This is a genomic window from Citrobacter sp. Cy070, from assembly GCF_030332245.1.
Classification (GTDB): Bacteria; Pseudomonadota; Gammaproteobacteria; order Enterobacterales; family Enterobacteriaceae; genus Citrobacter; species Citrobacter youngae.
Map to the genome: position 1 here is coordinate 177,681 of NZ_JAOWIG010000089.1, position 23,029 is coordinate 200,709.

Below are 23,029 nucleotides of genomic sequence, written 5' to 3' on the forward strand. Positions count from 1 at the left end.
GAGGCGGCTTGAAGGATAAAGTGTAAAACGGAGAGAGAAACTATGTTTGAACCTATGGAACTGACCAATGACGCGGTGATTAAAGTCATCGGCGTCGGCGGCGGCGGCGGTAATGCCGTTGAACACATGGTGCGCGAGCGCATCGAAGGTGTTGAATTCTTCGCGGTGAATACCGACGCTCAGGCGTTGCGTAAAACGGCGGTTGGACAGACCATTCAGATTGGTAGCGGCATCACCAAGGGTCTGGGCGCGGGTGCAAACCCGGAAGTCGGTCGCAATGCGGCAGACGAAGACCGTGAAGCTCTGCGTGCAGCGCTTGACGGCGCAGACATGGTGTTCATCGCAGCAGGCATGGGCGGCGGGACCGGGACCGGTGCAGCGCCAGTGGTTGCTGAAGTAGCAAAAGATTTAGGTATTCTGACCGTTGCTGTCGTGACTAAGCCTTTCAACTTTGAAGGCAAGAAGCGTATGGCATTTGCGGAGCAGGGTATCACCGAGTTGTCCAAACATGTGGACTCTCTAATTACTATTCCGAACGACAAACTGCTGAAAGTGCTGGGTCGCGGTATCTCCCTGCTGGATGCGTTTGGCGCAGCGAATGATGTGCTGAAAGGCGCAGTCCAGGGTATCGCTGAACTGATTACCCGTCCGGGCCTGATGAACGTCGACTTTGCAGACGTGCGCACCGTGATGTCCGAAATGGGCTATGCGATGATGGGTTCTGGCGTGGCGAGCGGTGAAGATCGCGCTGAAGAAGCGGCTGAAATGGCTATCTCTTCACCTCTGCTGGAAGATATCGATCTGTCTGGCGCGCGTGGCGTGCTGGTTAACATTACTGCGGGCTTCGACCTGCGTCTGGATGAGTTCGAAACCGTGGGTAACACCATCCGTGCATTTGCATCGGATAACGCGACTGTGGTTATCGGTACTTCTCTGGACCCGGATATGAACGACGAACTGCGCGTTACCGTTGTTGCCACTGGAATTGGTATGGACAAGCGTCCTGAAATCACTCTGGTGACCAACAAGCAGGTTCAGCAGCCGGTAATGGATCGTTACCAGCAGCACGGCATGGCGCCGTTGACGCAAGAGCAAAAACCGGTAGCGAAGGTGGTTAACGACAATACGCCGCAGACCACTAAAGAGCCGGATTATCTGGATATCCCTGCATTCCTGCGTAAGCAAGCTGATTAAGAATTAGCTGGAATTTGGGGATTGTGGCTCTTTGTGCTAAACTGGCCCACCGAATGTATAGTACACTTCGGTTGGATAGGTAATTTGGCGAGATTATACGATGATCAAACAAAGGACTCTTAAACGTATCGTTCAGGCGACTGGCGTCGGTTTACATACCGGCAAAAAAGTCACCCTGACATTACGCCCTGCGCCGGCCAACACCGGGGTCATCTATCGTCGCACCGACTTGAATCCTCCGGTAGATTTCCCGGCCGATGCCAAATCTGTGCGTGATACCATGCTCTGTACGTGTCTGGTCAACGAGCATGATGTGCGGATTTCAACCGTTGAGCATCTTAATGCTGCTCTGGCGGGCTTAGGTATCGATAACATCGTTATTGAGGTTAATGCCCCGGAAATCCCGATCATGGATGGTAGTGCTGCTCCGTTCGTTTACTTGCTGCTTGATGCAGGTATTGAAGAACTGAACAGTGCGAAGAAATTTGTCCGCATCAAAGAGACCGTTCGCGTCGAAGATGGCGACAAGTGGGCTGAGTTTAAGCCGTATAATGGTTTTACGTTGGATTTCACCATCGACTTTAACCATCCGGCGATCGACTCCAGCACCCAGCGCTATGCGATGAACTTCTCTGCTGATGCGTTCATGCGTCAGATCAGCCGTGCGCGTACTTTCGGCTTCATGCGTGATATCGAATATCTGCAGTCCCGCGGCCTGTGCCTGGGCGGCAGCTTCGATTGTGCCATCGTTGTTGACGATTATCGCGTACTGAACGAAGACGGCCTGCGTTTTGAAGATGAATTCGTTCGTCACAAAATGCTCGACGCGATCGGTGACTTGTTCATGTGTGGTCACAACATTATTGGTGCATTTACCGCGTATAAATCCGGTCATGCATTGAATAACAAACTGTTGCAGGCGGTCCTGGCAAAACAGGAAGCCTGGGAATATGTGACCTTCCAGGACGACGCAGAACTGCCTCTGGCGTTCAAAGCACCTTCGACCGTACTGGCATAACGACATACGTTGTCGTATAAATTCGACTGGTCAATCTGGCACTCTCTCCGGCCAGGTGAGCCAGTCGTTTTTTTTATCCTCCAATAGCTCACCGTCTTTTTCGATGCGACTTTTTTCCCGCTGTCAGATTAAAATACTGAGCGATCGCTGCTTTCTTAAGCATATTTACCCGCGACTTGCGTCATTACTGCTGTGGTGCGAACGCATTAATGGTAATATTTGTGCGCAAAAAATGGTTTTGCATTTATAACCCTAAACGCAGGGTAGATCAGGTGGCAATAACGTGAGTGGAATACTGACGCGCTGGCGACAGTTAGGCAGACGGTACTTCTGGCCGCATCTCTTATTAGGGATGGTCGCGGCAAGTTTTGGCCTGCCCGCGATCGGTAATGCTGCTGAACCTAATACCCCCGCGAAGGCGACCGCCAGCAATCACGATCAAGGCGCTAAAGTTAACTTTAACCAGCTTGCTTTGCTGGAAGCCACTAACCGTCGCCCGAATTTTACTGTTGATTATTGGCATCAACATGCCATTCGTACGGTTATACGCCATCTTTCTTTTGCTATGGCCCCTCAGGCGCTGCCAGTTGCCGAAGAGCCGTTGCCAATCCAGGCGCACCATCTTGCGTTACTGAATACGCTTAGCGCGATGCTGACGCAGGAAGGCAGACCGCCGGCGACAGTAAGTCGCGTGACATATGCCCATTTCACTTCTCAGGCCGCGTTTAGTGTTCCTGTCTGGATAAGCCAGCAGCAGGGTATCCGCGCTGGTCCTCAACGCCTCAGCTAAAAAAGAACCTTCCAACTTATAATTTTTGACTCCGCACCGCGGGGCGTTTGAGATTTTATTATGCTAATCAAATTATTAACGAAAGTATTCGGTAGCCGTAACGAGCGTACGCTGCGTCGTATGCGCAAAGTAGTCAACGTCATCAACGCGATGGAACCGGAGATGGAAAAACTCTCCGATGATGAGCTGAAAGCGAAGACCGCTGAATTCCGCGCCCGTCTGGAAAAAGGTGCCAGCGTGGAAAGCCTGATCCCGGAAGCATTTGCGGTAGTCCGTGAAGCGAGTAAGCGTGTGTTCGGTATGCGTCACTTCGACGTTCAACTGCTGGGTGGTATGGTCCTCAACGATCGCTGTATCGCAGAAATGCGTACCGGTGAAGGTAAAACACTGACCGCAACGTTGCCAGCCTACCTGAACGCATTAAGCGGGAAAGGTGTACACGTCGTTACCGTGAACGACTATCTGGCTCAGCGTGACGCCGAAAATAACCGCCCACTGTTTGAGTTCCTCGGTATGACCGTAGGTATCAACATGTCAGGTCTGCCGGCTCCGGCCAAGCGTGAAGCTTACAATGCTGACATCACTTACGGTACCAACAACGAATACGGCTTTGACTACCTGCGCGACAACATGGCGTTTAGCCCGGAAGAGCGCGTTCAGCGTAAACTGCATTATGCGCTGGTCGATGAAGTCGACTCCATCCTGATCGATGAAGCACGTACTCCGCTGATCATTTCCGGCCCGGCTGAAGATAGCTCGGAAATGTACAAGAAAGTGAACAAAATCATTCCAAACCTGATCCGTCAGGAGAAGGAAGATTCTGACACATTCCAGGGCGAAGGCCACTTCTCTGTCGATGAGAAATCGCGCCAGGTTAACCTTACCGAACGTGGTCTGGTTCTGATTGAAGAACTGCTGGTGAAAGAAGGCATTATGGATGAAGGCGAGTCGTTGTACTCTCCGGGCAACATTATGCTGATGCATCACGTGACTGCTGCACTGCGTGCACATGTGCTGTTCACCCGTGATGTAGACTACATTGTGAAAGACGGCGAAGTTATCATCGTCGACGAACACACCGGACGTACCATGCAGGGGCGTCGCTGGTCCGACGGCCTGCACCAGGCTGTTGAAGCCAAAGAAGGCGTAGAAATCCAGAACGAAAACCAGACGCTGGCTTCTATCACCTTCCAGAACTACTTCCGCTTGTACGAAAAACTGGCCGGTATGACCGGTACAGCAGATACCGAAGCGTTCGAATTCAGCTCTATCTACAAACTGGATACCGTAGTGGTGCCGACCAACCGTCCGATGATCCGTAAGGATTTGCCGGATCTGGTGTACATGACCGAAGCGGAAAAAATTCAGGCCATTATCGAAGATATTAAAGAGCGTACCGCGAATGGTCAGCCGGTGCTGGTGGGGACTATCTCCATTGAGAAATCTGAAGTGGTCTCTAACGAACTGACCAAAGCAGGTATCAAGCATAACGTGCTGAACGCCAAGTTCCACGCTAACGAAGCAGCAATCGTCGCACAGGCGGGCTATCCTTCAGCCGTGACCATTGCCACTAACATGGCGGGTCGTGGTACGGATATCGTGCTGGGCGGTAGCTGGCAGGCAGAAGTCGCCGAGCTGGAAAATCCGACAGAAGAACAAATCGCACAGATTAAAGCTGACTGGCAGGTGCGTCACGACGCGGTGTTGGCCTCCGGTGGTTTGCACATCATTGGTACCGAACGTCATGAATCTCGCCGTATCGATAACCAGCTGCGTGGCCGTTCCGGTCGTCAGGGGGATGCGGGTTCTTCTCGTTTCTACCTGTCGATGGAAGATGCGCTGATGCGTATTTTTGCCTCCGACCGCGTGTCTGGCATGATGCGTAAATTGGGTATGAAGCCAGGTGAAGCGATTGAACATCCATGGGTAACCAAAGCGATTGCTAACGCGCAGCGTAAAGTAGAAAGCCGCAACTTCGATATTCGTAAACAGCTGTTGGAATACGATGACGTTGCCAACGATCAGCGTCGTGCCATCTACAGCCAGCGTAATGAACTGCTGGATGTGTCCGACGTTAGCGAAACCATCAACAGCATTCGCGAAGATGTCTTCAAAGCCACCATTGATGCGTACATTCCGCCGCAGTCTCTGGAAGAAATGTGGGATATCCCGGGTCTGCAGGAACGTCTGAAAAACGATTTCGACCTCGAGATGCCGATTTCAGAGTGGCTGGATAAAGAGCCTGAGCTGCACGAAGAAACGCTGCGCGAACGTATTCTGGCAAACGCCGTAGAAGTTTATCAGCGTAAAGAAGACGTTGTGGGCGCAGAGATGATGCGTCACTTCGAAAAAGGCGTGATGCTGCAAACTCTCGACTCCTTGTGGAAAGAGCACCTTGCGGCGATGGACTATCTGCGTCAGGGTATCCACCTGCGTGGTTATGCGCAAAAAGATCCGAAGCAGGAATATAAACGCGAATCCTTCTCTATGTTTGCATCAATGCTGGAATCACTGAAGTACGAAGTGATCAGCACCCTGAGCAAAGTTCAGGTGCGTATGCCTGAAGAAGTAGAAGCGATGGAGCAGCAGCGTCGCGAAGATGCTGAGCGTTTAGCGCAGATGCAGCAACTGAGCCACAAAGATGATGAGTCTGCTGTCGCAGAAGAGCTGGCGGCACAAACCGGCGATCGTAAAGTGGGACGTAACGATCCGTGCCCTTGCGGTTCCGGTAAAAAATACAAACAGTGCCATGGCCGTCTGAGCTAAGAAAATAACTCACTGAAAAGGCGCAGAATTCTGCGCCTTTTTTATGGACGATAAATATGAAAGTACTGCAAATCGCTGTTGGAATTATTCGTAATAAGCACAACGAGATTTTTATCACTCAGCGTGCCGCCGATGCTCATATGGCAAATAAGCTGGAGTTCCCCGGCGGAAAAATAGAAGCGGGCGAAACGCCGGAACAGGCGCTGGTTCGCGAGCTACAGGAAGAAGTTGGTATTACGCCGACTCAAAGCTCATTGTTCGAAAAGCTGGAGTATCAGTTTCCGGACAGACATATCACGCTGTGGTTCTGGCTGGTTGAAAGCTGGGAAGGAGATCCATGGGGAAAAGAGGGGCAGCCCGCGCAGTGGATTGCGCAAGCCGCTCTGAATGCGCAGGATTTCCCGCCCGCGAATGCGCCGGTCATTGAAAAGTTGATTGCTGGCTAATGGTGTTGTAGGCCGGATAAGGCAACGCCGCATCCGGCAAATTATTGCGGGGACGCAACGCTTATCCGGCCTGCCGTTGTCGCTGAATTACTTCTGCTCTTCGCTCCAGTCATCGCTTTCTGACAGATCGCCGGAGCTTGGGATACGCTTCTCTTCCGCGGCCCATTCACCCAGGTCGATTAACTGACAACGTTTGCTGCAGAATGGACGAAACGGACTGACTTCTGCCCACACGACTGCTTTACCGCAGGTTGGGCAGTTTACGATAGTTTGTTCAGACATCTTAACTCCTTAACAGCACGCCAGATCGAAATCGAGGCGCTCAGGCACCTGACCATTCTCGCTATCCAGTGGCATAAAGCGAATGGCAAAGCGGCTCTTATGACCCGATATTTGCGGATAAAGCTGCGAAGCGAGCGGCAACTGTAAACGCAGTAGGTCTGCATCATCGCCGTTGTCCTGGTAAAAACCATTCAGGCTGGTTTGCTTACGAAACGGTGCTGAGTTGCGGATTAAATCCAGGACCAGAGACAATGCCTGGTTGAGCGGGTTCAGGCTGGCAAGCCAGGTCTCAACCTGTGTGTCACGCTGAGTCTGTGACAGATGCAGCCAGATATGTAAAGTCGGCAAATCAAAACTGCAGCATCCGCCGGGAATACTTAAACGCTGACGAACAAGGCCAATCAGACGGTCTTCACGCAGGGTTTGTCCGATGCGCGGGGCAGAAATCAGAATACTGCCCGCACTTTTTAATTGCTGACGTAAAGAGTCGATTCTGCTTTGGTCGACGCCCGGAACTTCAACCCAGGCCTGAAGTTTTCGCTGCTGTCTTTCCAGCTCTTTGAGGAGTTCAGTACGGACTTCGCCACGTTCAAATACATCCAGTAAATCCCCCACATTGCGGAAAAAATGCAGTGCACCTGCGTGATCCACAATGGGCAAATTAATGGAGAGTTGTTGGATCAGAAACTCAATGCGCAACCATGTACGCATCTTCTCATTGAGAGGGTGTTCAAAAAGGACCTGGGTGTGCATTACGGTTTTTCCTGTGAGACAAACTGCGACGCGAATTGCAAATAGAGTGCGTGCAGGCGGGCGACATCCGAGACGATAGCATCCGGTGCGCCATTATTATCAATAACATCATCTGCCACGGCAAGGCGTGCTTCACGTGTTGCCTGGGCAGCCAAAATTTGTTCAACGTGCTCGCGCGTAACATCATCGCGCTGCATGGTTCGCCTGAGTTGAGTCTCAGGGGTGACATCCACGACGAGTACACGATCGGCTTTTTTATACAGCGCGTTTTCTACCAACAAGGGGACGACCCATAACAGATAAGGAGAGGTCGCTTGCTGAAACTGACGCTGTGTTTCCTGCTGAATAAGTGGGTGGAGCAAGGCATTTAGCCATTTTTTCTCATCAGGATCGGAAAAAATGCGTTCGCGTAAAATGCGTCGCTGCAACGATCCGTCCGTGGCTATCACCTCGGAACCAAAATGTTCTGCAATCGCCTTAAGGGCGGGTGTGCCGGGTTCAACCACCTGGCGCGCAATAATATCTGCATCAATGATGTTTATTCCGAGGTCAGCGAACGCATTTGCAACGGTACTTTTACCACTGCCAATGCCGCCGGTTAAGGCTACCGTATACCTCATAGATGCAGATCCTGGAGTTTAAGTTTGATTATCAAACAGTTAAAAGTTAAGCGTGCGAAGGCGAGGCTGCTGCAGGATTAACCTACTATTCGCCAGGTAAATTTATGGGATTGTAGCGTAAAAAAAGAGAATTTCGCAGTCTTGCGCGGCATTGATTAGTGCGTATGATAGCGTCACTGGAGTTGTGAGTTTCGATTTTTCGCCATTAACCCCAGGAATCCGCACATGCGTATCGAAGAAGATCTGAAGTTAGGTTTCAAAGACGTTCTTATCCGCCCTAAGCGTTCTACTCTCAAAAGTCGTTCCGATGTTGAACTGGAACGTCAATTCACCTTTAAACATTCAGGTCAGACCTGGTCCGGCGTGCCGATTATCGCCGCGAACATGGACACCGTTGGGACGTTTGCCATGGCAACGGCGCTTGCCTCCTTCGACATCCTGACCGCTGTGCATAAACACTATTCTGTTGAAGACTGGGCCGCTTTCATTGCAGATTCCTCAGCCGATGTACTGAAACACGTGATGGTTTCAACCGGGACGTCGGACACTGATTTCGAAAAAACCAAACAGATTCTGGCATTGAATCCAGCGCTGAACTTTATCTGCATTGATGTGGCAAATGGCTATTCAGAGCACTTTGTTCAGTTTGTGTCGAAAGCACGTGCGGCCTGGCCGACAAAAACGATCTGTGCTGGCAACGTGGTCACCGGCGAGATGTGTGAAGAACTGGTGCTTTCCGGTGCTGATATCGTCAAAGTGGGCATTGGCCCAGGTTCTGTATGTACCACCCGCGTAAAAACTGGCGTTGGCTATCCGCAGCTTTCTGCCGTCATTGAATGTGCTGATGCAGCGCACGGCCTGGGTGGCATGATTGTCAGCGACGGTGGCTGCACAATGCCGGGTGATGTGGCAAAAGCGTTTGGCGGTGGTGCGGACTTCGTGATGCTCGGCGGCATGCTGGCCGGCCATGAAGAAAGCGGCGGTAAAATCGTTGAAGAGAACGGTGAGAAATTCATGCTGTTCTATGGTATGAGCTCTGAGTCTGCTATGACGCGCCATGTTGGTGGTGTTGCTCAGTATCGTGCCGCTGAAGGTAAAACCGTTAAGCTGCCTCTGCGCGGCCCGGTTGATAATACCGTTCGCGATATCCTTGGCGGACTGCGTTCTGCTTGTACTTATGTCGGTGCATCCCGTCTGAAAGAGCTGACCAAACGTACAACGTTTATTCGTGTACAGGAACAAGAAAACCGCGTTTTCAATAGCCTGTAAGAACAGGTCGTACTGTTAAACACCTGATGGCGCACAGCTTATCAGGCCTACGCTCATGCTCTGTGTAGGCCTGATAAGGCGTTTATGCCGTCATCCGACATTTAAATTTATCCCACACCACTCATTGCATCTCCCAGATGAAAAATCGGTAGATACATTGCCACAACCAGCGTACCGATAATCAACCCCGTAATGACAAGCAAGGCTGGCTCAAGTAATGACGCCAAATTTTCGGCCTGAGATAGCGTGTACTCGCTGTGATGTCGGGCGAGGTTTTGCAACATCGCATCCAGAGAGCCGGAAGCTTCACCGGTTCTCACCAGTTGCAAGCAAAGTGGACTAAATTCACCGCTATTTTTAAGCGCCAGCCATACCGGCTTCCCGGCACTGATATCGTGATGCACCTGTGCCAAACGTTGGGACCAATAAGGGCAGTTAAGGGTTTCAGTGACACTCTCCAGACCTTGCAGAAAGGGAATGCCCGCGTTTTGTGTTAATGCCAGTACGGTGAAGATCTGTGTAAGTTTTTGCCCCCTGACCATCGGCCCGATGATGGGGAAGTGCAGCAGTATTTTCTGACGCAGAATAAGCCAGTAGGGTTTCTGCTTTATCAACCCGTATGTTGTTCCCAGCACCAGACAGAGCAACCCTGCCAGCCATCCCCATCGACTGCTGTAGTGTGCCGCGGCCATAATCCACTGAGTGAGCGTCGGTAGCGGGGTGTTGAACGTGCGATAGATGGCGGCAAATTCAGGTAACACAAAATGCAGCATCGCCAGCACGACCATTATCGCCATGGCAAGAATGATAATGGGGTAGCGTAGTGCTTTTTTAACTTTATCAGCGAGTTGCTGTTGGTTTTTTTGCTGACGGGCAAGTTCAAAGCAGCAGTCATCCAGTTTGCCTGTTAGTTCTCCGGTGCGGATCATTGCCTGGTACAGCGGGGGAAATACGTGTTGCCACCGCGAAAGCGAGGCTGACAGCGCAATGCCTTGTTCCATATCGTAAGCCAGCGTGCGCAGTAATGCCTGCCACTGGTTGCTGGGATGCTGTTCAGCAAGCAGAGTTAACCCAGCGGAAAGCGTCAATCCCGCTTTAAGCAATGTTGCCAACTGGCGTATGGCTTCGGCACTGTTTGCTCTGCTCCAGTGCGAGGTTTTAACGCGCATCCGGTTAATGTGAATCGGCGTAATCTGCTGCTGTTCGAGCACAAACAGGAGCGATGGTCGGGTATCAGCCCATAGCATCCCTGCTACAGGTTGACCTTCGTGGGTTATTCCTTGCCAGCGCCAGAGGTGTTTAGTTGGCATGGGGCGTGCCCAGTACGCGGATCAGTTCTTCAAATGTCGTTAACCCTTGTTCCACAGCCTGACAGCCATCCTCGAAAAGAGTACTCATGCCCGCTTGCTGAGCATCCGATTCCACAACGTCTGCGGATGAACCATCGGCAATACGTTGCCGCAACGCAGGCGTAATGGGCAGTACTTCAAACAGAGCGGTTCGACCATAAAACCCGTGATAGCAGTGTTGGCAACCGGGTGCCTGCCAACGCGGTAGTGGCGTGGGCCAAAGTGTTGCCGGGAGTGTTATGGGAGTATCAAGTCGTCGCCGACAATGTGGGCATAATTTTCTGACTAATCGCTGCGCAACTATTAATGTCAGCGCGGAGGCAATCATCCAGCGTGCCACCCCCATTTGCTGCAGGCGTATCAGTGTTTCACTGGTGGAATTGGTATGCAGTGTCGAAAGAACCAAATGACCGGTTTGTGCGGCTTTCAGGGCAATCTCAGCTGTTTCGCCGTCGCGGATTTCGCCTACCATAATAATGTCGGGATCCTGGCGCAGTAGTGCACGTAATACACCCTGAAAATTAAGTCCGGCGCGAGGATGGATTTGTGTCTGATTGAGTCCTTCAATGGGGATCTCGACCGGATCTTCTACACTACAGAGATTCACATCGGGGGTGTTTCGGGTTTGTAGCGCACTGTACAGGGTAACCGTTTTGCCGCTCCCGGTCGGCCCGGTGACCAGAATCAAACCCTGTGGTTGCTGTAATGCTTGTGAAAACGCAGCCAACTGTGCCTCATGCATGCCCAGTGCGTTGACCTCCAGCGTTTGATTAACCTGATGAAGCAGGCGTAGCACTACTTTTTCACCCCATCGGCAAGGCAGCGTGGCGATGCGAAACGAAATGGGATCACCTGAAATCTCCACGGTAAATTGTCCATCTTGCGGGAGTCGGTGCTCGGCAATATCCAGACTGCCTAATACCTTTAATCTTGCAGTGAGAGCAATGCCCATCTCGGTTGTGACTTCCGGTAATGTGTGTAGTACGCCATCCACACGTATCCTGATCCGGTAGTGATTCTCCGCAGGTTCAATATGAATATCAGAAGCCCGTTGTGCCAACGCGGATTGAAAAACATGGTTCAGCAACCCTGTGGCAGTTGCGCTGCTTTCTGTGATGATGGCCGGGAGCATTTTACGCGGCGCGTGTGTGTGGCCCTCCATTTGCTGACGCGTCCAGCACACAATATCGATGCGTCGGGTCGTGGCAAAATGCAGTGCATCCAGCAGTTCGTGGGAAGGGGCATCCACAACGGCGATATGCACCGCGTCATTGTCTGCATCCAGTAATATGGCCTGATAGCGCTGGCACAGCGCCGTTAGTTGGGTGGTATTCATCTCTTTTCCTTAGTTGGCATCAAAACGAAAAACGTCTTCGCAAGCCTGTTGCAGCGCGCTGTCATTCTGGATAGCGCAGTTGCGATTCCAGCCCGTTATGCCGTTGGCATTGTCCCAACCCGGCGTCATGGTGATGCTTAGCCCGTTCAGGCTTTCCTGCCCGCTGAGGCTGACCACGCCTTTTTCCACGCTCATACCTGAGACATAGCGGGTGGTGGTCACAGAGGGGATGCCATTTGTCCCGGCATCACAGGTTTCTGTTCCGCCGTGCTCCAGCGCGCAGAGTTCGACGGCAGTACGGTAGGGGACAAAGGTTTGCAGCATGTCTGTCAGCGCGGCTTTGCGCAGATAGTTTTGATAAGCGGGGATACCGATAGCGCTGAGGATGGCAATGATGCCAATGACCACCATCAGTTCGATAAGCGTGAAGCCTCGTTGTTTGTCCATTGTTGATTTGCTCCTTGAGTTAGCTGGCGCTACTTTGGCAAATCGAAGGGATTTTAGGCGAGGGGCAAAAAATAGAACGAGAAGGCCGGTTCAGATGAATGTTACGAAATTACAGAATCAGACAACGTATTTGCGAAGATGCTCGAATAAACTGCCGATCGGCGGCGTATACGGCTGGGGGCTGTAGGCCCGATACGCGAAGCGCCATCGGGCAGAACAGTCAGCGATTAGCGAAAACGCATCGAGAGGTCGAGCGCGCGAACGTGCTTGGTCAGCGCGCCCACAGAGATGAAATCCACGCCGGTTTCCGCGAATTCGCGTAGCGTTTCATAGGTGACGTTACCAGAAACTTCCAGACGCGCCTGGCCGTTGGTACGTTTGACCGCTTCGCGCATTTGGTCGGTTTCGAAATTGTCGAGCATGATGATGTCCGCCCCGGCTTTCAGCGCGTCGTCCAGTTCATCCAGGCTTTCTACTTCGACTTCAACCGGCACATCCGGGTGCAGCCAGAAGGCTTTTTCCACGGCCTGTTTCACCGAACCAGACGCAATAATGTGGTTTTCCTTGATCAGGAAAGCGTCAGAAAGCCCCAGACGATGATTTGCGCCGCCGCCGCACAATACCGCGTATTTCAGCGCCGTACGCAGCCCAGGCAGGGTTTTACGCGTATCCAGCAGCTGGGTTTTTGTCCCCGCCAGCAGGTCGACGTATTTACGGACTTCACTCGCTACGCCAGACAGCGTTTGCACAAAGTTGAGTGCGGTACGTTCACCGGTCAGCAGTACGCGGGAAGGGCCGTCCAGTTCAAACAGCGGCTGATTAGCCTTAATGCTGTCGCCATCTTCGACATGCCAGGTGACGCTGACATCATCGCCAGCCAGTTGAATAAAGACCTCTTCCACCCAACGCTTCCCACAAAAAACGCCATCTTCACGGGTGATTACGGTAGCGTGGGAGCGCATATCTTCGGGTAAAAGCTGTGCGGTGATATCGTTATTGGCATCAACTTCTCCGCCTAAATCTTCACGCAGCGCCTGAGCGACAGCGGCAGGGATATCCAGATTTATGCGTTCCAACAGCGCGTCACGTCGGTAGTCAGGGTTATAGCGGCGAGGCGGCATGATAAAACTCCAAATTGCTAACGAATCATAAGGTGGAAACATGCTACCCTGAACCTGATATGAGCACCACCAATAAGGAGATTCTGCATGTTGTTAGACGAGGGCTGGCTGGCAGAGGCGCGACGCGTTCCCTCTCCTCATTACGATTGCCGCCCGGATGACGAAACCCCTTCTCTTCTGGTGGTGCATAATATCAGCCTGCCACCCGGTGAATTTGGCGGCCCATGGATCGACGCGCTGTTTACGGGCACGATTGATCCCAATGCCCATCCTTATTTTGCCGGAATCGCCCATTTGCGCGTTTCTGCCCATTGTCTGATCCGCCGTGATGGTGAGATCGTGCAGTATGTCCCCTTTGATAAACGCGCCTGGCATGCCGGCGTCTCGAGCTATCAGGGCCGCGAACGCTGTAATGATTTCTCAATTGGTATTGAGCTGGAAGGGACGGATACGCTGGCTTATACCGATGCGCAGTACCAGCAACTGGCTGCCGTGACGCAGACGCTGATTCAGCGTTATCCGGCGATTGCCAGTAACATGACTGGGCATTGCAATATTGCGCCGAGCGTAAGACCGATCCCGGGCCCTCATTTGACTGGGCAAGGTTTCGCGCCCTGGTCACCCCCTCGTCACACAAGGAGATGACATGACGCTGTTTACAACATTACTGGTGTTGATTGTTGAACGCCTGTTTAAGCTGGGTGAGCACTGGCAGCTTGATCACCGGGTTGAAGCTCTTTTCCGTCGGGTTAAGCATTTCTCGATGATGCGTACGGTAGGCATGACTCTTATTGCGATGGGAGTGACGTTTCTGCTACTGCGCGCACTTCATGGACTACTGTTTAACGTTCCGTTGCTGGTGGCGTGGATCTTAATTGGCCTGCTGTGCATCGGCGCTGGCAAGACGCGTCTTCATTATCATGCCTATCTGAACGCGGCGGCTCGCGATGACGCTCACGCCCGTGAGGCGATGGCCAGCGAATTGACGCTGATTCATGGCGTGCCGCCGGACTGCGATGAGCGTGAGTTTTTGCGTGAACTGCAGAACGCGCTGTTATGGAACAACTTTCGCTTTTATCTGGCGCCGTTATTCTGGCTGATCGTCGGTGGTCCGTGGGGACCGGTGACGCTGGTGGGTTATGCTTTTTTACGTGCCTGGCAGTCCTGGCTGGCGCGCTATCAGACGCCGCATCAGCGTCTGCAGTCGGGTATCGATGCGATCCTGCATGTGCTGGACTGGATCCCGGTGCGCCTGGCGGGCGTGGTCTATGCGCTGTTAGGACACGGCGAGAAAGCGCTACCGGCCTGGTTTGCCTCGCTTGCGGATATGCATACTTCGCAATATCAGGTGTTGACGCGTCTGGCGCAGTTCTCGCTGGCGCGCGAACCCCATACCGATAAAGTCGAAACGCCAAAAGCTGCCGTTTCGATGGCGAAGAAAACCTCGTTTGTGGTGGTGGTGGTCATTGCGCTGCTGACCATTTATGGGGCATTAGTATAGCGTTGTGCCGGATGGCGCTAACGCTTATCCGACCTACAATGAAAAAACGTGTAGGCCCGGTAAGCGTTAGCGCTACCGGGCAGTGCAACGGCTTAGTTCGTATCAGCAGGCGGCACGCCAAAATCTGGCATGCCGTTTTCGTCCCAACGCACGAGTTTCAGACGAGTGTGGCGGTTTGGGTCGTACAGCGGATCGCCTTCGATTTCGGTGTAATTTCTCGCGTGGTAGACCAGCACATCTTCACCTTCCGGCGTTTGCGTAAAGCTGTTGTGTCCTGGGCCGAACTGGCGGTTTTCGTAGCTGGTGGTAAAGACCGGGCGCGGTGATTTGTGCCAGTTCTGCGGGTTGAGTGGATCGGCGTTGAGGTCAATCCACAATAATCCCATACAGTAATTCTCATCGGTGGCGCTGGCGGAATAGCTGATAAACAGCTTATCGCCGTGAACCATGACGGCCGGACCTTCGTTGACCCAAAAACCCCGGCATTCCCAGTCATATTCAGGGTGACTGAGCATCACCGGCTCGCCTTTAATCGTCCATGGATTTTCCAGCTCTGCGAGATAGATATTGGAGTTCCCGGCGATATCGGGCGATTTCTGCGCCCACAGATACCACTGTTTTCCCTGATGGTTAAAAGTGGTCGCATCAAGCGCAAAGGTATCAAACTGCGTTTTAATCTGACCTTTCTCCGTCCACTTTCCGGTCAGCGGATCGGCGTCGGCACATTCGAGCGCAAACATGCGATGCTGGAACATGCCCAACGTATCGAGCGCCTGAGTGTGCGTGGCCGCAAAGTAGATGTACCACTTACCTGCCAGATGATGGATTTCAGGCGCCCAGATGAGTTGGCTCATAGGGCCGCTGTCCGGTTTGTGCCAGACAACAACGGGTTCCGCGGTGCGTAATTCCCCCAGAGAGTCAGCTCGGCGGATCTCCAGGCGATCGTATTCGGGCACTGAAGCAATGAAATAGTAGTGGCTACCGTCACGTAAAATAAACGGGTCGGCACGTTGTTCAATAAAGGGGTTAGGCCACTGATTCATCAGGCTTTCCTTACGGTTTCAGTTGTTTTTATCTCGTGGTATTCATTCAGTTCACGGTAATTGGCGCGGCGCTTTTCTAAATCTGTCTGGATTTGCTGCATGAACTCGCGGTCAACTTTCAGCAGGCGAACCACGCCTGCAGTAATCAGGTAGCCTACGCCCGGAATAATAGTGAACAACAGCATAATGCCGTTAATCGCGGAGTCGCTTTGCGCTTTAGCGCCTGCATCGTAGCCGTACCAGGAAAGCAGGAAGCCCACCATCGCGCCGGCAATCGCCAGCCCCAGCTTCAGGAAGAACAGGTTGCCAGAGAAGCTGATCCCGGTGATGCGTTTACCGGTTTTCCACTCGCCGTAGTCATCGACATCCGCCATCAGCGACCAGTGCAGCGGGGATGGGATCTGATGCAGGATGTTGAGCAGGAAGTAGAGCATCATAATCATCATGGTGGCTTTCGGATCGAAGAAGTAAAACGCGGCGGAGAAAATCGCCAGGATGATGTTGGTCCAGAAGAAGACTTTCAGTTTGCACCAGCGATCGGTTAATACCTTCGCGAGCATACTGCCGATCATCATGCCGACAACGCCAAGGCTGATAAACAACGTAGCGAACTGTGTGCTTTGCTGCATAACCCAGGTGACGTAGTACATGGTGGCGGCCATACGAATAAAGCCCGGACAGACGTTGCACAAGGTTAATAGCAGGATTTTCACCCACTGATCGTTCTTCCACACGTCTTTCAGATCGGCTTTCAAATCGTCGTTCGTGGGTACCGCAGGGCGTACACGTTCGCGCACGGTCGCGAAACAAAACAGGAACATGCACATACCAATGAAAGCCAGCACGGCCATCGCCATCTGATAGCCTTTGGCTTTATCTTCCCCGCCAAACCAGTCTGCCATTGGCAGTAGCGTGAGTGAGAGTAGCAGAGTTGCAATCCCGACCAGCACGAAGCGATACGACTGGCAGGCGACGCGTTCTTTCGGATCGTTGGTGATGACGCTACCGAGTGAACAGTAGGGAATGTTAATTGCTGTATAGGTAATAGAGAGCAGGAAGTAGGTGACAAACGCATAGATAACTTTGCTGTTATACGTCCACTCCGGAGTGGTAAACATCAATACGCTGAATAATGCGTAGGGGAAAGCCATCCACAGAAGCCATGGACGAAATCGACCATATTTACTGCGGGTACGATCGGCCATTGCACCCATAATAGGGTCAGTAACGGCATCAATAACGCGTACAGAAAGCAGCAATACGCCGACAAGTGCAGGCGCAAGACCAAAAATATCTGTGTAAAAATAGTTAACAAACAGCATGATAGCACCGAATATGATGTTGCATCCGGCATCGCCCATTCCATAGCCGATCTTTTCTTTCACCGACAGCTTTCTGGTTTCCATCAAGCGCACTCCATTAATGTGATATGGAGAGAATTATTGTCTGGTGTTGGTGTTTTTGCGTTGCAGGATAGCGCCGCTGATATGGACTAAACAGTCATCTGTGGGAAAGTGTGAGGCAGGTAACAACCCCCACCTGGTGCAGGTGGGGGGAAGGATTAATGCGCTTTCACGGCACCGGCCGTTTTCTGTTTGCACAGATAGCCAATGCCAAGAATGGCAATCCATACCGGGATCAGGTACACAGAGATCGCCATGCCCGGCGTCATCAGCATAATCACCAGTACTGCAGCCATGAAAATCAGGCACACCCAGTTACCCAGCGGATAGAGCAGTGCCGGGAAGCGGGTGGTAACCCCCTGCTGCTGTTTTGCTTTGCGGAACTTCATGTGCGCCAGGCTGATCATTGCCCAGTTGATCACCAGGGCGGAAACCACCAGCGCCATCAGCAGGCCAAAGGCGGATTCTGGCGCCAGATAGTTGATCAGCACACATAGAGCCGTAACCAGCGCAGAAACCAGAATGGTGTTCACCGGTACGCCGCGTTTGTCGACGTTCATCAGCGCTTTTGGCGCGTTGCCCTGTTGAGCCAGGCCGAACAGCATACGGCTGTTACAGTAGACACAGCTGTTATAGACAGAAAGGGCAGCGGTCAGCACCACGATGTTCAGCGCATTGGCAACAAAGGTGTCGCCCAGTTCGTGGAAAATAAGGACAAACGGGCTGGTATCAGCCGTAACACGCGTCCATGGCATCAGGGAAAGCAGTACAGCCAGCGAACCCACATAGAAAATCAGGATACGGTAAATGACCTGGTTGGTGGCTTTAGGAATGCTTTGCTCCGGGTTATCGGCTTCTGCTGCGGTGATCCCGACCAGCTCCAGCCCACCGAAAGAGAACATAATAATTGCCATCATCATTACCAAACCGGTGAAGCCGTGCGGCAGGAAGCCACCCTGGTCCCACAGGTTACTGACGCTGGCCTGCGGCCCGCCGTTGCCGCTGAATAGCAGCCAGCCGCCGAAGATGATCATCGCGACTACGGCAATGACTTTAATAATGGCAAACCAGAACTCCATCTCACCGAACACTTTCACATTGGTGAGGTTAATGGCGTTAATAATCACGAAGAAGGCGGCCGCAGAGGCCCAGGTTGGGATCTCCGGGTACCAGAACTGAATGTATTTACCCACGGCCGTCAGCTCAGCCATGGCAACCAAAACGTACAGCACCCAGTAGTTCCAGCCAGAGGCGAAACCTGCGAAACTGCCCCAGTATTTATAAGCAAAGTGGCTAAAGGAGCCTGCTACCGGCTCTTCAACCACCATTTCACCTAGCTGACGCATAATTAAAAAGGCGATAAAGCCGGCAATAGCGTAACCCAGAATAATCCCCGGCCCTGCAGACTGAATAACGGATGCGCTCCCGAGGAATAACCCGGTACCAATCGCGCCACCCAGCGCGATAAGCTGTATATGGCGGTTTTTAAGGCCGCGCTTTAGCTGATCGCCATGCTGTTGACTTTCCATCATGAAACCTCGTGTGTGGTTTTACTCTTCATCTTTCGAGTACTTATATTTTGAACCACGCAGTGACGCGTGTGTAAGTTTGCAATTCCGTTTGTTGTATTAATTTATTTACAGCAATGAATTATGAAATGTTGCCTAAAGACTTTTGTCTTGATCAGAATAATGTTATGCGAGCGCGAATGCACCTGCTTTATGCGGCGTGAGAGACGAGTTGAATAAAAAGAAACCATTTGTAAGCGCGAGTTTATCTACCACAAAATTTCCAATTTGAATTTTTATTCGAAAATAGTGATTGATAAATCGATAAATAAGCAGGTGAATCGGTTCAGATAATATATTTTTTCGTTTCAATTCGGTTAAAACTACCTCGGGATGGGTAAATTTAACATTTGTGCATAGTTACATGTTTGAAACGTTATTTCTGTAATGTTGTTAAAATATGCCTCCTTTACTGATTTCAATCAAAACCTGTATGGACAGAAGGTGAATACTTTGTTACTTTAGCGTCAAGAACATGAAATTGGTAAGACCAATTGACTCCGGGCAAATGGCTTAAGACAGGAAATCATGGCCTACAGCAAAATCCGCCAACCAAAACTCTCCGATGTGATTGAGCAGCAGCTGGAGTTTTTAATTCTTGAGGGGACACTTCGCCCCGGAGAAAAACTCCCACCGGAACGCGAGCTGGCAAAACAGTTCGACGTCTCCCGCCCCTCCTTACGCGAGGCGATCCAACGCCTTGAAGCGAAGGGGTTACTGCTTCGTCGTCAGGGCGGTGGCACTTTTGTTCAGAGCAGCCTGTGGCAGAGCTTTAGCGACCCACTGGTAGAGCTGCTCTCCGACCATCCTGAATCCCAGTTTGACCTGCTTGAGACGCGCCATGCGCTGGAAGGTATTGCAGCCTATTACGCTGCACTGCGCAGCACGGATGAAGACAAAACGCGTATCCGTGAACTCCACCATGCGATCGAGCTTGCGCAACAGTCCGGCGATCTTGACGGTGAATCTGATGCGGTACTCCAGTATCAAATTGCTGTCACCGAAGCGGCACACAATGTGGTGCTGCTCCATTTGCTAAGGTGTATGGAGCCGATGCTGGCCCAGAACGTTCGGCAAAACTTCGAATTGCTGTATGCGCGTCGCGAGATGCTGCCGCTGGTAAGCAGTCACCGTACCCGTATCTTTGAAGCAATTATCGCCGGGAAGCCGGAGGAGGCGCGTGAAGCGTCGCACCGTCACCTGGCGTTTATCGAAGAGATCCTGCTGGACAGAAGCCGTGAGGAAAGCCGTCGTGAACGCGCCTTACGCCGTCTGGAGCAACGAAAGAATTAGTGATTTTTCTGGCAGAACGTTAACCAGAAGATGTTGTAAATCAAGCGCGAATTAAAAGCGCGGCAACTAAACGCAGAACCTGTCTTATTGCGTTCTCTGGCGAGAACTCAATGGGACAGGTTCCAGATAACTCAACGTATTAGATAGATAAGGAATACCCCCATGTCAGAACGTTTCCCAAATGACGTGGATCCGATCGAAACTCGCGACTGGCTACAGGCGATCGAATCGGTCATCCGTGAAGAAGGTGTTGAGCGTGCTCAGTATCTGATCGACCAACTGCTTTCAGAAGCCCGCAAAGGCGGCGTGAAAGTAGCGGCAGGTGCAGGGGCCAGCAATTATGTAAACACTATTGCCGTTGAAGATGAACCGGAATACCCGGGCAATCTGGAGCTGGAACGTCGTATTCGTTCTGCTATCCGCTGGAACGCCATCATGACCGTACTGCGTGCGTCTAAAAAGGACCTCGAGCTGGGTGGCCACATGGCATCCTTCCAGTCCTCCGCAACGGTATATGACGTTTGTTTCAACCACTTCTTCCGTGCACGCAATGAGCAGGATGGCGGCGACCTGATTTACTTCCAGGGCCACATCTCTCCGGGCATCTACGCTCGCGCATTCCTGGAAGGTCGTCTGACTGAAGAGCAGATGAACAACTTCCGTCAGGAAGTACATGGCAAAGGCCTGTCTTCCTACCCGCACCCGAAACTGATGCCTGAATTCTGGCAGTTCCCGACCGTATCTATGGGTCTGGGCCCAATCGGTGCTATCTACCAGGCTAAATTCCTGAAGTATCTGGAACACCGTGGCCTGAAAGATACCTCTAAACAAACCGTTTACGCCTTCCTGGGCGACGGTGAGATGGACGAGCCAGAATCTAAAGGTGCGATCACCATCGCCACCCGTGAAAAACTGGACAACCTGGTCTTTGTTATCAACTGTAACCTGCAGCGTCTTGACGGCCCGGTCACCGGTAACGGCAAGATTGTTAACGAACTGGAAGGCATCTTCGCAGGTGCTGGCTGGAATGTTATCAAAGTCATGTGGGGCGGTCGTTGGGATGAGCTGCTGCGTAAAGACACCAGCGGTAAACTGATCCAACTGATGAACGAAACCGTTGATGGCGACTACCAGACCTTCAAATCCAAAGACGGCGCATACGTACGTGAGCACTTCTTCGGTAAATACCCGGAAACCGCAGCGCTGGTTGCTGACTGGACTGACGAGCAGATTTGGGCTCTGAACCGCGGTGGTCACGATCCGAAGAAAGTCTACGCTGCACTGAAAAAAGCGCAGGAAACCAAAGGCAAAGCAACTGTAATCCTCGCCCATACCATCAAAGGTTACGGCATGGGTGACACCGCCGAAGGTAAAAACATCGCTCACCAGGTTAAGAAAATGAACATGGACGGCGTACGTTACATCCGCGACCGTTTCAACGTTCCTGTGACCGATGAGCAGGTTGAAAACCTGTCTTACATCACCTTCCCGGAAGGTTCTGAAGAGCACACCTATCTGCACGCTCAGCGTCAGAAACTGCACGGCTACCTGCCTGCTCGTCAGCCGAACTTCACCGAGAAGCTGGAACTGCCGGCTCTGGAAGACTTCGGTGCGCTGCTGGAAGAGCAGAACAAAGAAATCTCCACCACTATCGCTTTCGTTCGTGCCCTGAACGTGATGCTGAAGAACAAGTCGATCAAAGATCGTCTGGTGCCGATCATCGCTGACGAAGCACGTACTTTCGGTATGGAAGGTCTGTTCCGTCAGATCGGTATCTACAGCCCGAACGGTCAGCAGTACACCCCGCAGGACCGTGAGCAGGTTGCTTACTATAAAGAAGACGAGAAAGGTCAGATCCTGCAGGAAGGTATCAACGAACTGGGTGCTGGCGCATCCTGGCTGGCTGCTGCGACCTCTTACAGCACCAACGATTTGCCGATGATCCCGTTCTACATTTACTACTCTATGTTCGGGTTCCAGCGTATCGGTGACCTGTGCTGGCAGGCTGGCGACCAACAGGCTCGCGGCTTCCTGATCGGTGGTACTTCCGGTCGTACGACGCTGAACGGCGAAGGTCTGCAGCACGAAGATGGTCACAGCCATATTCAGTCTCTGACTATCCCGAACTGTATCTCTTACGATCCGTCTTACGCGTACGAAGTTGCGGTCATCATGCACGATGGTCTGGAGCGTATGTACGGTGAGAAACAAGAGAACGTTTACTACTACATCACCACGCTGAACGAAAACTACCACATGCCGGCAATGCCAGCAGGTGCCGAGGAAGGTATCCGTAAAGGTATCTACAAACTCGAAACCCTCGAAGGTAAGAAAGGTAAAGTTCAGCTGCTGGGCTCCGGTTCTATCCTGCGTCACGTCCGTGAAGCAGCGCAGATCCTGGCGAACGACTACGGCGTAGGCTCTGACGTGTATAGCGTCACTTCCTTCACTGAACTGGCGCGTGATGGCCAGGATTGTGAGCGCTGGAACATGCTGCACCCGATGGAAACGCCGCGCGTTCCGTACATCGCTCAGGTGATGAACGATGCGCCGGCAGTAGCATCTACTGACTATATGAAACTGTTTGCCGAACAGGTTCGTACTTATGTACCGGCTGATGACTATCGCGTACTGGGTACTGACGGCTTCGGTCGCTCTGACAGCCGTGAAAATCTGCGTCACCACTTCGAAGTTGATGCTTCCTATGTGGTTGTAGCGGCCCTGGGCGAACTGGCTAAACGTGGCGAAATCGATAAGAAAGTGGTTGCTGACGCAATCATCAAATTCAACATCGATGCAGATAAAGTTAACCCGCGTCTGGCGTAAGAGG

Annotated in this window: 19 protein-coding genes and 1 pseudogene; 10 read left to right on the forward strand and 10 right to left on the reverse strand. The window is 52.1% G+C overall.

Annotated elements, in window-relative coordinates:
* The first annotated feature begins 42 nt into the window (after positions 1-42).
* From ftsZ to mutT, 5 genes are all read left to right on the forward strand, one after another.
* Positions 43-1,194: a cell division protein FtsZ gene (ftsZ, locus tag OGY19_RS20675; protein ID WP_003018753.1), complete on the forward strand. Its 1,152-nt coding sequence runs from the start codon at positions 43-45 to the stop codon at positions 1,192-1,194.
* A 100-nt stretch (positions 1,195-1,294) separates the two neighbouring features.
* Positions 1,295-2,212: a UDP-3-O-acyl-N-acetylglucosamine deacetylase gene (gene lpxC / locus OGY19_RS20680; RefSeq protein ID WP_048212691.1), complete on the forward strand. Its 918-nt coding sequence runs from the start codon at positions 1,295-1,297 to the stop codon at positions 2,210-2,212.
* A gap of 283 nt (positions 2,213-2,495) precedes the next feature.
* The gene (gene secM / locus OGY19_RS20685; protein ID WP_061067247.1) at positions 2,496-3,002 is read left to right on the forward strand and encodes a secA translation cis-regulator SecM; all 507 of its coding nucleotides are present in this window, start codon (positions 2,496-2,498) and stop codon (positions 3,000-3,002) included.
* A gap of 60 nt (positions 3,003-3,062) precedes the next feature.
* Complete coding sequence (gene secA / locus OGY19_RS20690) at positions 3,063-5,768, forward strand: preprotein translocase subunit SecA (protein WP_115600965.1); 2,706 nt, start codon at positions 3,063-3,065, stop codon at positions 5,766-5,768.
* A gap of 56 nt (positions 5,769-5,824) precedes the next feature.
* On the forward strand, positions 5,825-6,214 hold the full coding sequence (mutT, locus tag OGY19_RS20695) for an 8-oxo-dGTP diphosphatase MutT (protein WP_115600964.1): 390 nt from the start codon (positions 5,825-5,827) through the stop codon (positions 6,212-6,214).
* An 87-nt stretch (positions 6,215-6,301) separates the two neighbouring features.
* Here mutT and yacG read toward each other — a convergent pair whose 3' ends face one another.
* From yacG to coaE, 3 genes are read right to left on the reverse strand one after another with little or no spacing between them, the layout of a single operon-like run.
* The gene (gene yacG, locus OGY19_RS20700) at positions 6,302-6,496 is read right to left on the reverse strand and encodes a DNA gyrase inhibitor YacG (RefSeq protein ID WP_005124648.1); all 195 of its coding nucleotides are present in this window, start codon (positions 6,494-6,496) and stop codon (positions 6,302-6,304) included.
* Between the two features lie 9 nt (positions 6,497-6,505).
* A complete protein-coding gene (gene zapD / locus OGY19_RS20705) occupies positions 6,506-7,249 on the reverse strand; it encodes a cell division protein ZapD (protein WP_048212687.1) in 744 nt (247 codons plus the stop codon).
* Entirely contained in the window at positions 7,249-7,869 is a 621-nt protein-coding gene (coaE, locus tag OGY19_RS20710) for a dephospho-CoA kinase (protein WP_048212686.1), read from the reverse strand. The genes zapD and coaE overlap by 1 nt, the downstream gene beginning before the upstream one ends.
* Before the next feature lie 225 nt (positions 7,870-8,094).
* On the opposite strand from coaE, the gene OGY19_RS20715 reads away from it, so the two are divergent.
* On the forward strand, positions 8,095-9,138 hold the full coding sequence (locus OGY19_RS20715; RefSeq protein ID WP_286597146.1) for a GMP reductase: 1,044 nt from the start codon (positions 8,095-8,097) through the stop codon (positions 9,136-9,138).
* Between the two features lie 107 nt (positions 9,139-9,245).
* Here the strand turns inward: OGY19_RS20715 and hofC are convergent, their stop codons facing one another.
* From hofC to nadC, 4 genes are all read right to left on the reverse strand, one after another.
* Positions 9,246-10,448: a protein transport protein HofC gene (gene hofC / locus OGY19_RS20720; RefSeq protein ID WP_101741390.1), complete on the reverse strand. Its 1,203-nt coding sequence runs from the start codon at positions 10,446-10,448 to the stop codon at positions 9,246-9,248.
* Positions 10,438-11,823, reverse strand: coding sequence for a type II secretion system protein GspE (gspE, locus tag OGY19_RS20725; RefSeq protein ID WP_115600963.1), 1,386 nt, complete (start codon positions 11,821-11,823; stop codon positions 10,438-10,440). Before gspE ends, hofC begins: the two co-directional genes overlap by 11 nt.
* A 9-nt stretch (positions 11,824-11,832) precedes the next feature.
* Positions 11,833-12,270 (reverse strand): prepilin peptidase-dependent pilin, encoded by a 438-nt coding sequence (gene ppdD, locus OGY19_RS20730; RefSeq protein ID WP_101741392.1) that lies wholly within the window; start codon positions 12,268-12,270, stop codon positions 11,833-11,835.
* Between the two features lie 227 nt (positions 12,271-12,497).
* Entirely contained in the window at positions 12,498-13,391 is an 894-nt protein-coding gene (gene nadC / locus OGY19_RS20735; RefSeq protein ID WP_048213473.1) for a carboxylating nicotinate-nucleotide diphosphorylase, read from the reverse strand.
* A gap of 87 nt (positions 13,392-13,478) precedes the next feature.
* On the opposite strand from nadC, the pseudogene ampD reads away from it, so the two are divergent.
* A pseudogene (ampD, locus tag OGY19_RS20740) lies at positions 13,479-14,041 on the forward strand (1,6-anhydro-N-acetylmuramyl-L-alanine amidase AmpD).
* Positions 14,038-14,892, forward strand: a complete 855-nt coding sequence (ampE, locus tag OGY19_RS20745) for a beta-lactamase regulator AmpE (protein ID WP_115600962.1) — start codon at positions 14,038-14,040, stop codon at positions 14,890-14,892. The pseudogene ampD and the gene ampE overlap by 4 nt, the downstream one beginning before the upstream one ends.
* A 92-nt stretch (positions 14,893-14,984) precedes the next feature.
* Here ampE and OGY19_RS20750 read toward each other — a convergent pair whose 3' ends face one another.
* From OGY19_RS20750 to aroP, 3 genes are all read right to left on the reverse strand, one after another.
* Positions 14,985-15,935, reverse strand: coding sequence for a glycoside hydrolase family 43 protein (locus OGY19_RS20750; RefSeq protein ID WP_115600961.1), 951 nt, complete (start codon positions 15,933-15,935; stop codon positions 14,985-14,987).
* A complete protein-coding gene (locus OGY19_RS20755) occupies positions 15,935-17,341 on the reverse strand; it encodes a glycoside-pentoside-hexuronide (GPH):cation symporter (RefSeq protein ID WP_115600960.1) in 1,407 nt (468 codons plus the stop codon). Before OGY19_RS20755 ends, OGY19_RS20750 begins: the two co-directional genes overlap by 1 nt.
* Positions 17,342-17,496: 155 nt before the next feature.
* A complete protein-coding gene (gene aroP / locus OGY19_RS20760; RefSeq protein ID WP_086523581.1) occupies positions 17,497-18,870 on the reverse strand; it encodes an aromatic amino acid transporter AroP in 1,374 nt (457 codons plus the stop codon).
* A 564-nt stretch (positions 18,871-19,434) separates the two neighbouring features.
* Between aroP and pdhR the strand changes: the two genes are divergently transcribed.
* Both pdhR and aceE read left to right on the forward strand, forming a co-directional pair.
* Positions 19,435-20,199, forward strand: a complete 765-nt coding sequence (pdhR, locus tag OGY19_RS20765; RefSeq protein ID WP_003018699.1) for a pyruvate dehydrogenase complex transcriptional repressor PdhR — start codon at positions 19,435-19,437, stop codon at positions 20,197-20,199.
* A 162-nt stretch (positions 20,200-20,361) separates the two neighbouring features.
* Positions 20,362-23,025, forward strand: coding sequence for a pyruvate dehydrogenase (acetyl-transferring), homodimeric type (gene aceE / locus OGY19_RS20770; protein WP_040229997.1), 2,664 nt, complete (start codon positions 20,362-20,364; stop codon positions 23,023-23,025).
* Positions 23,026-23,029: the final 4 nt, after the last annotated feature.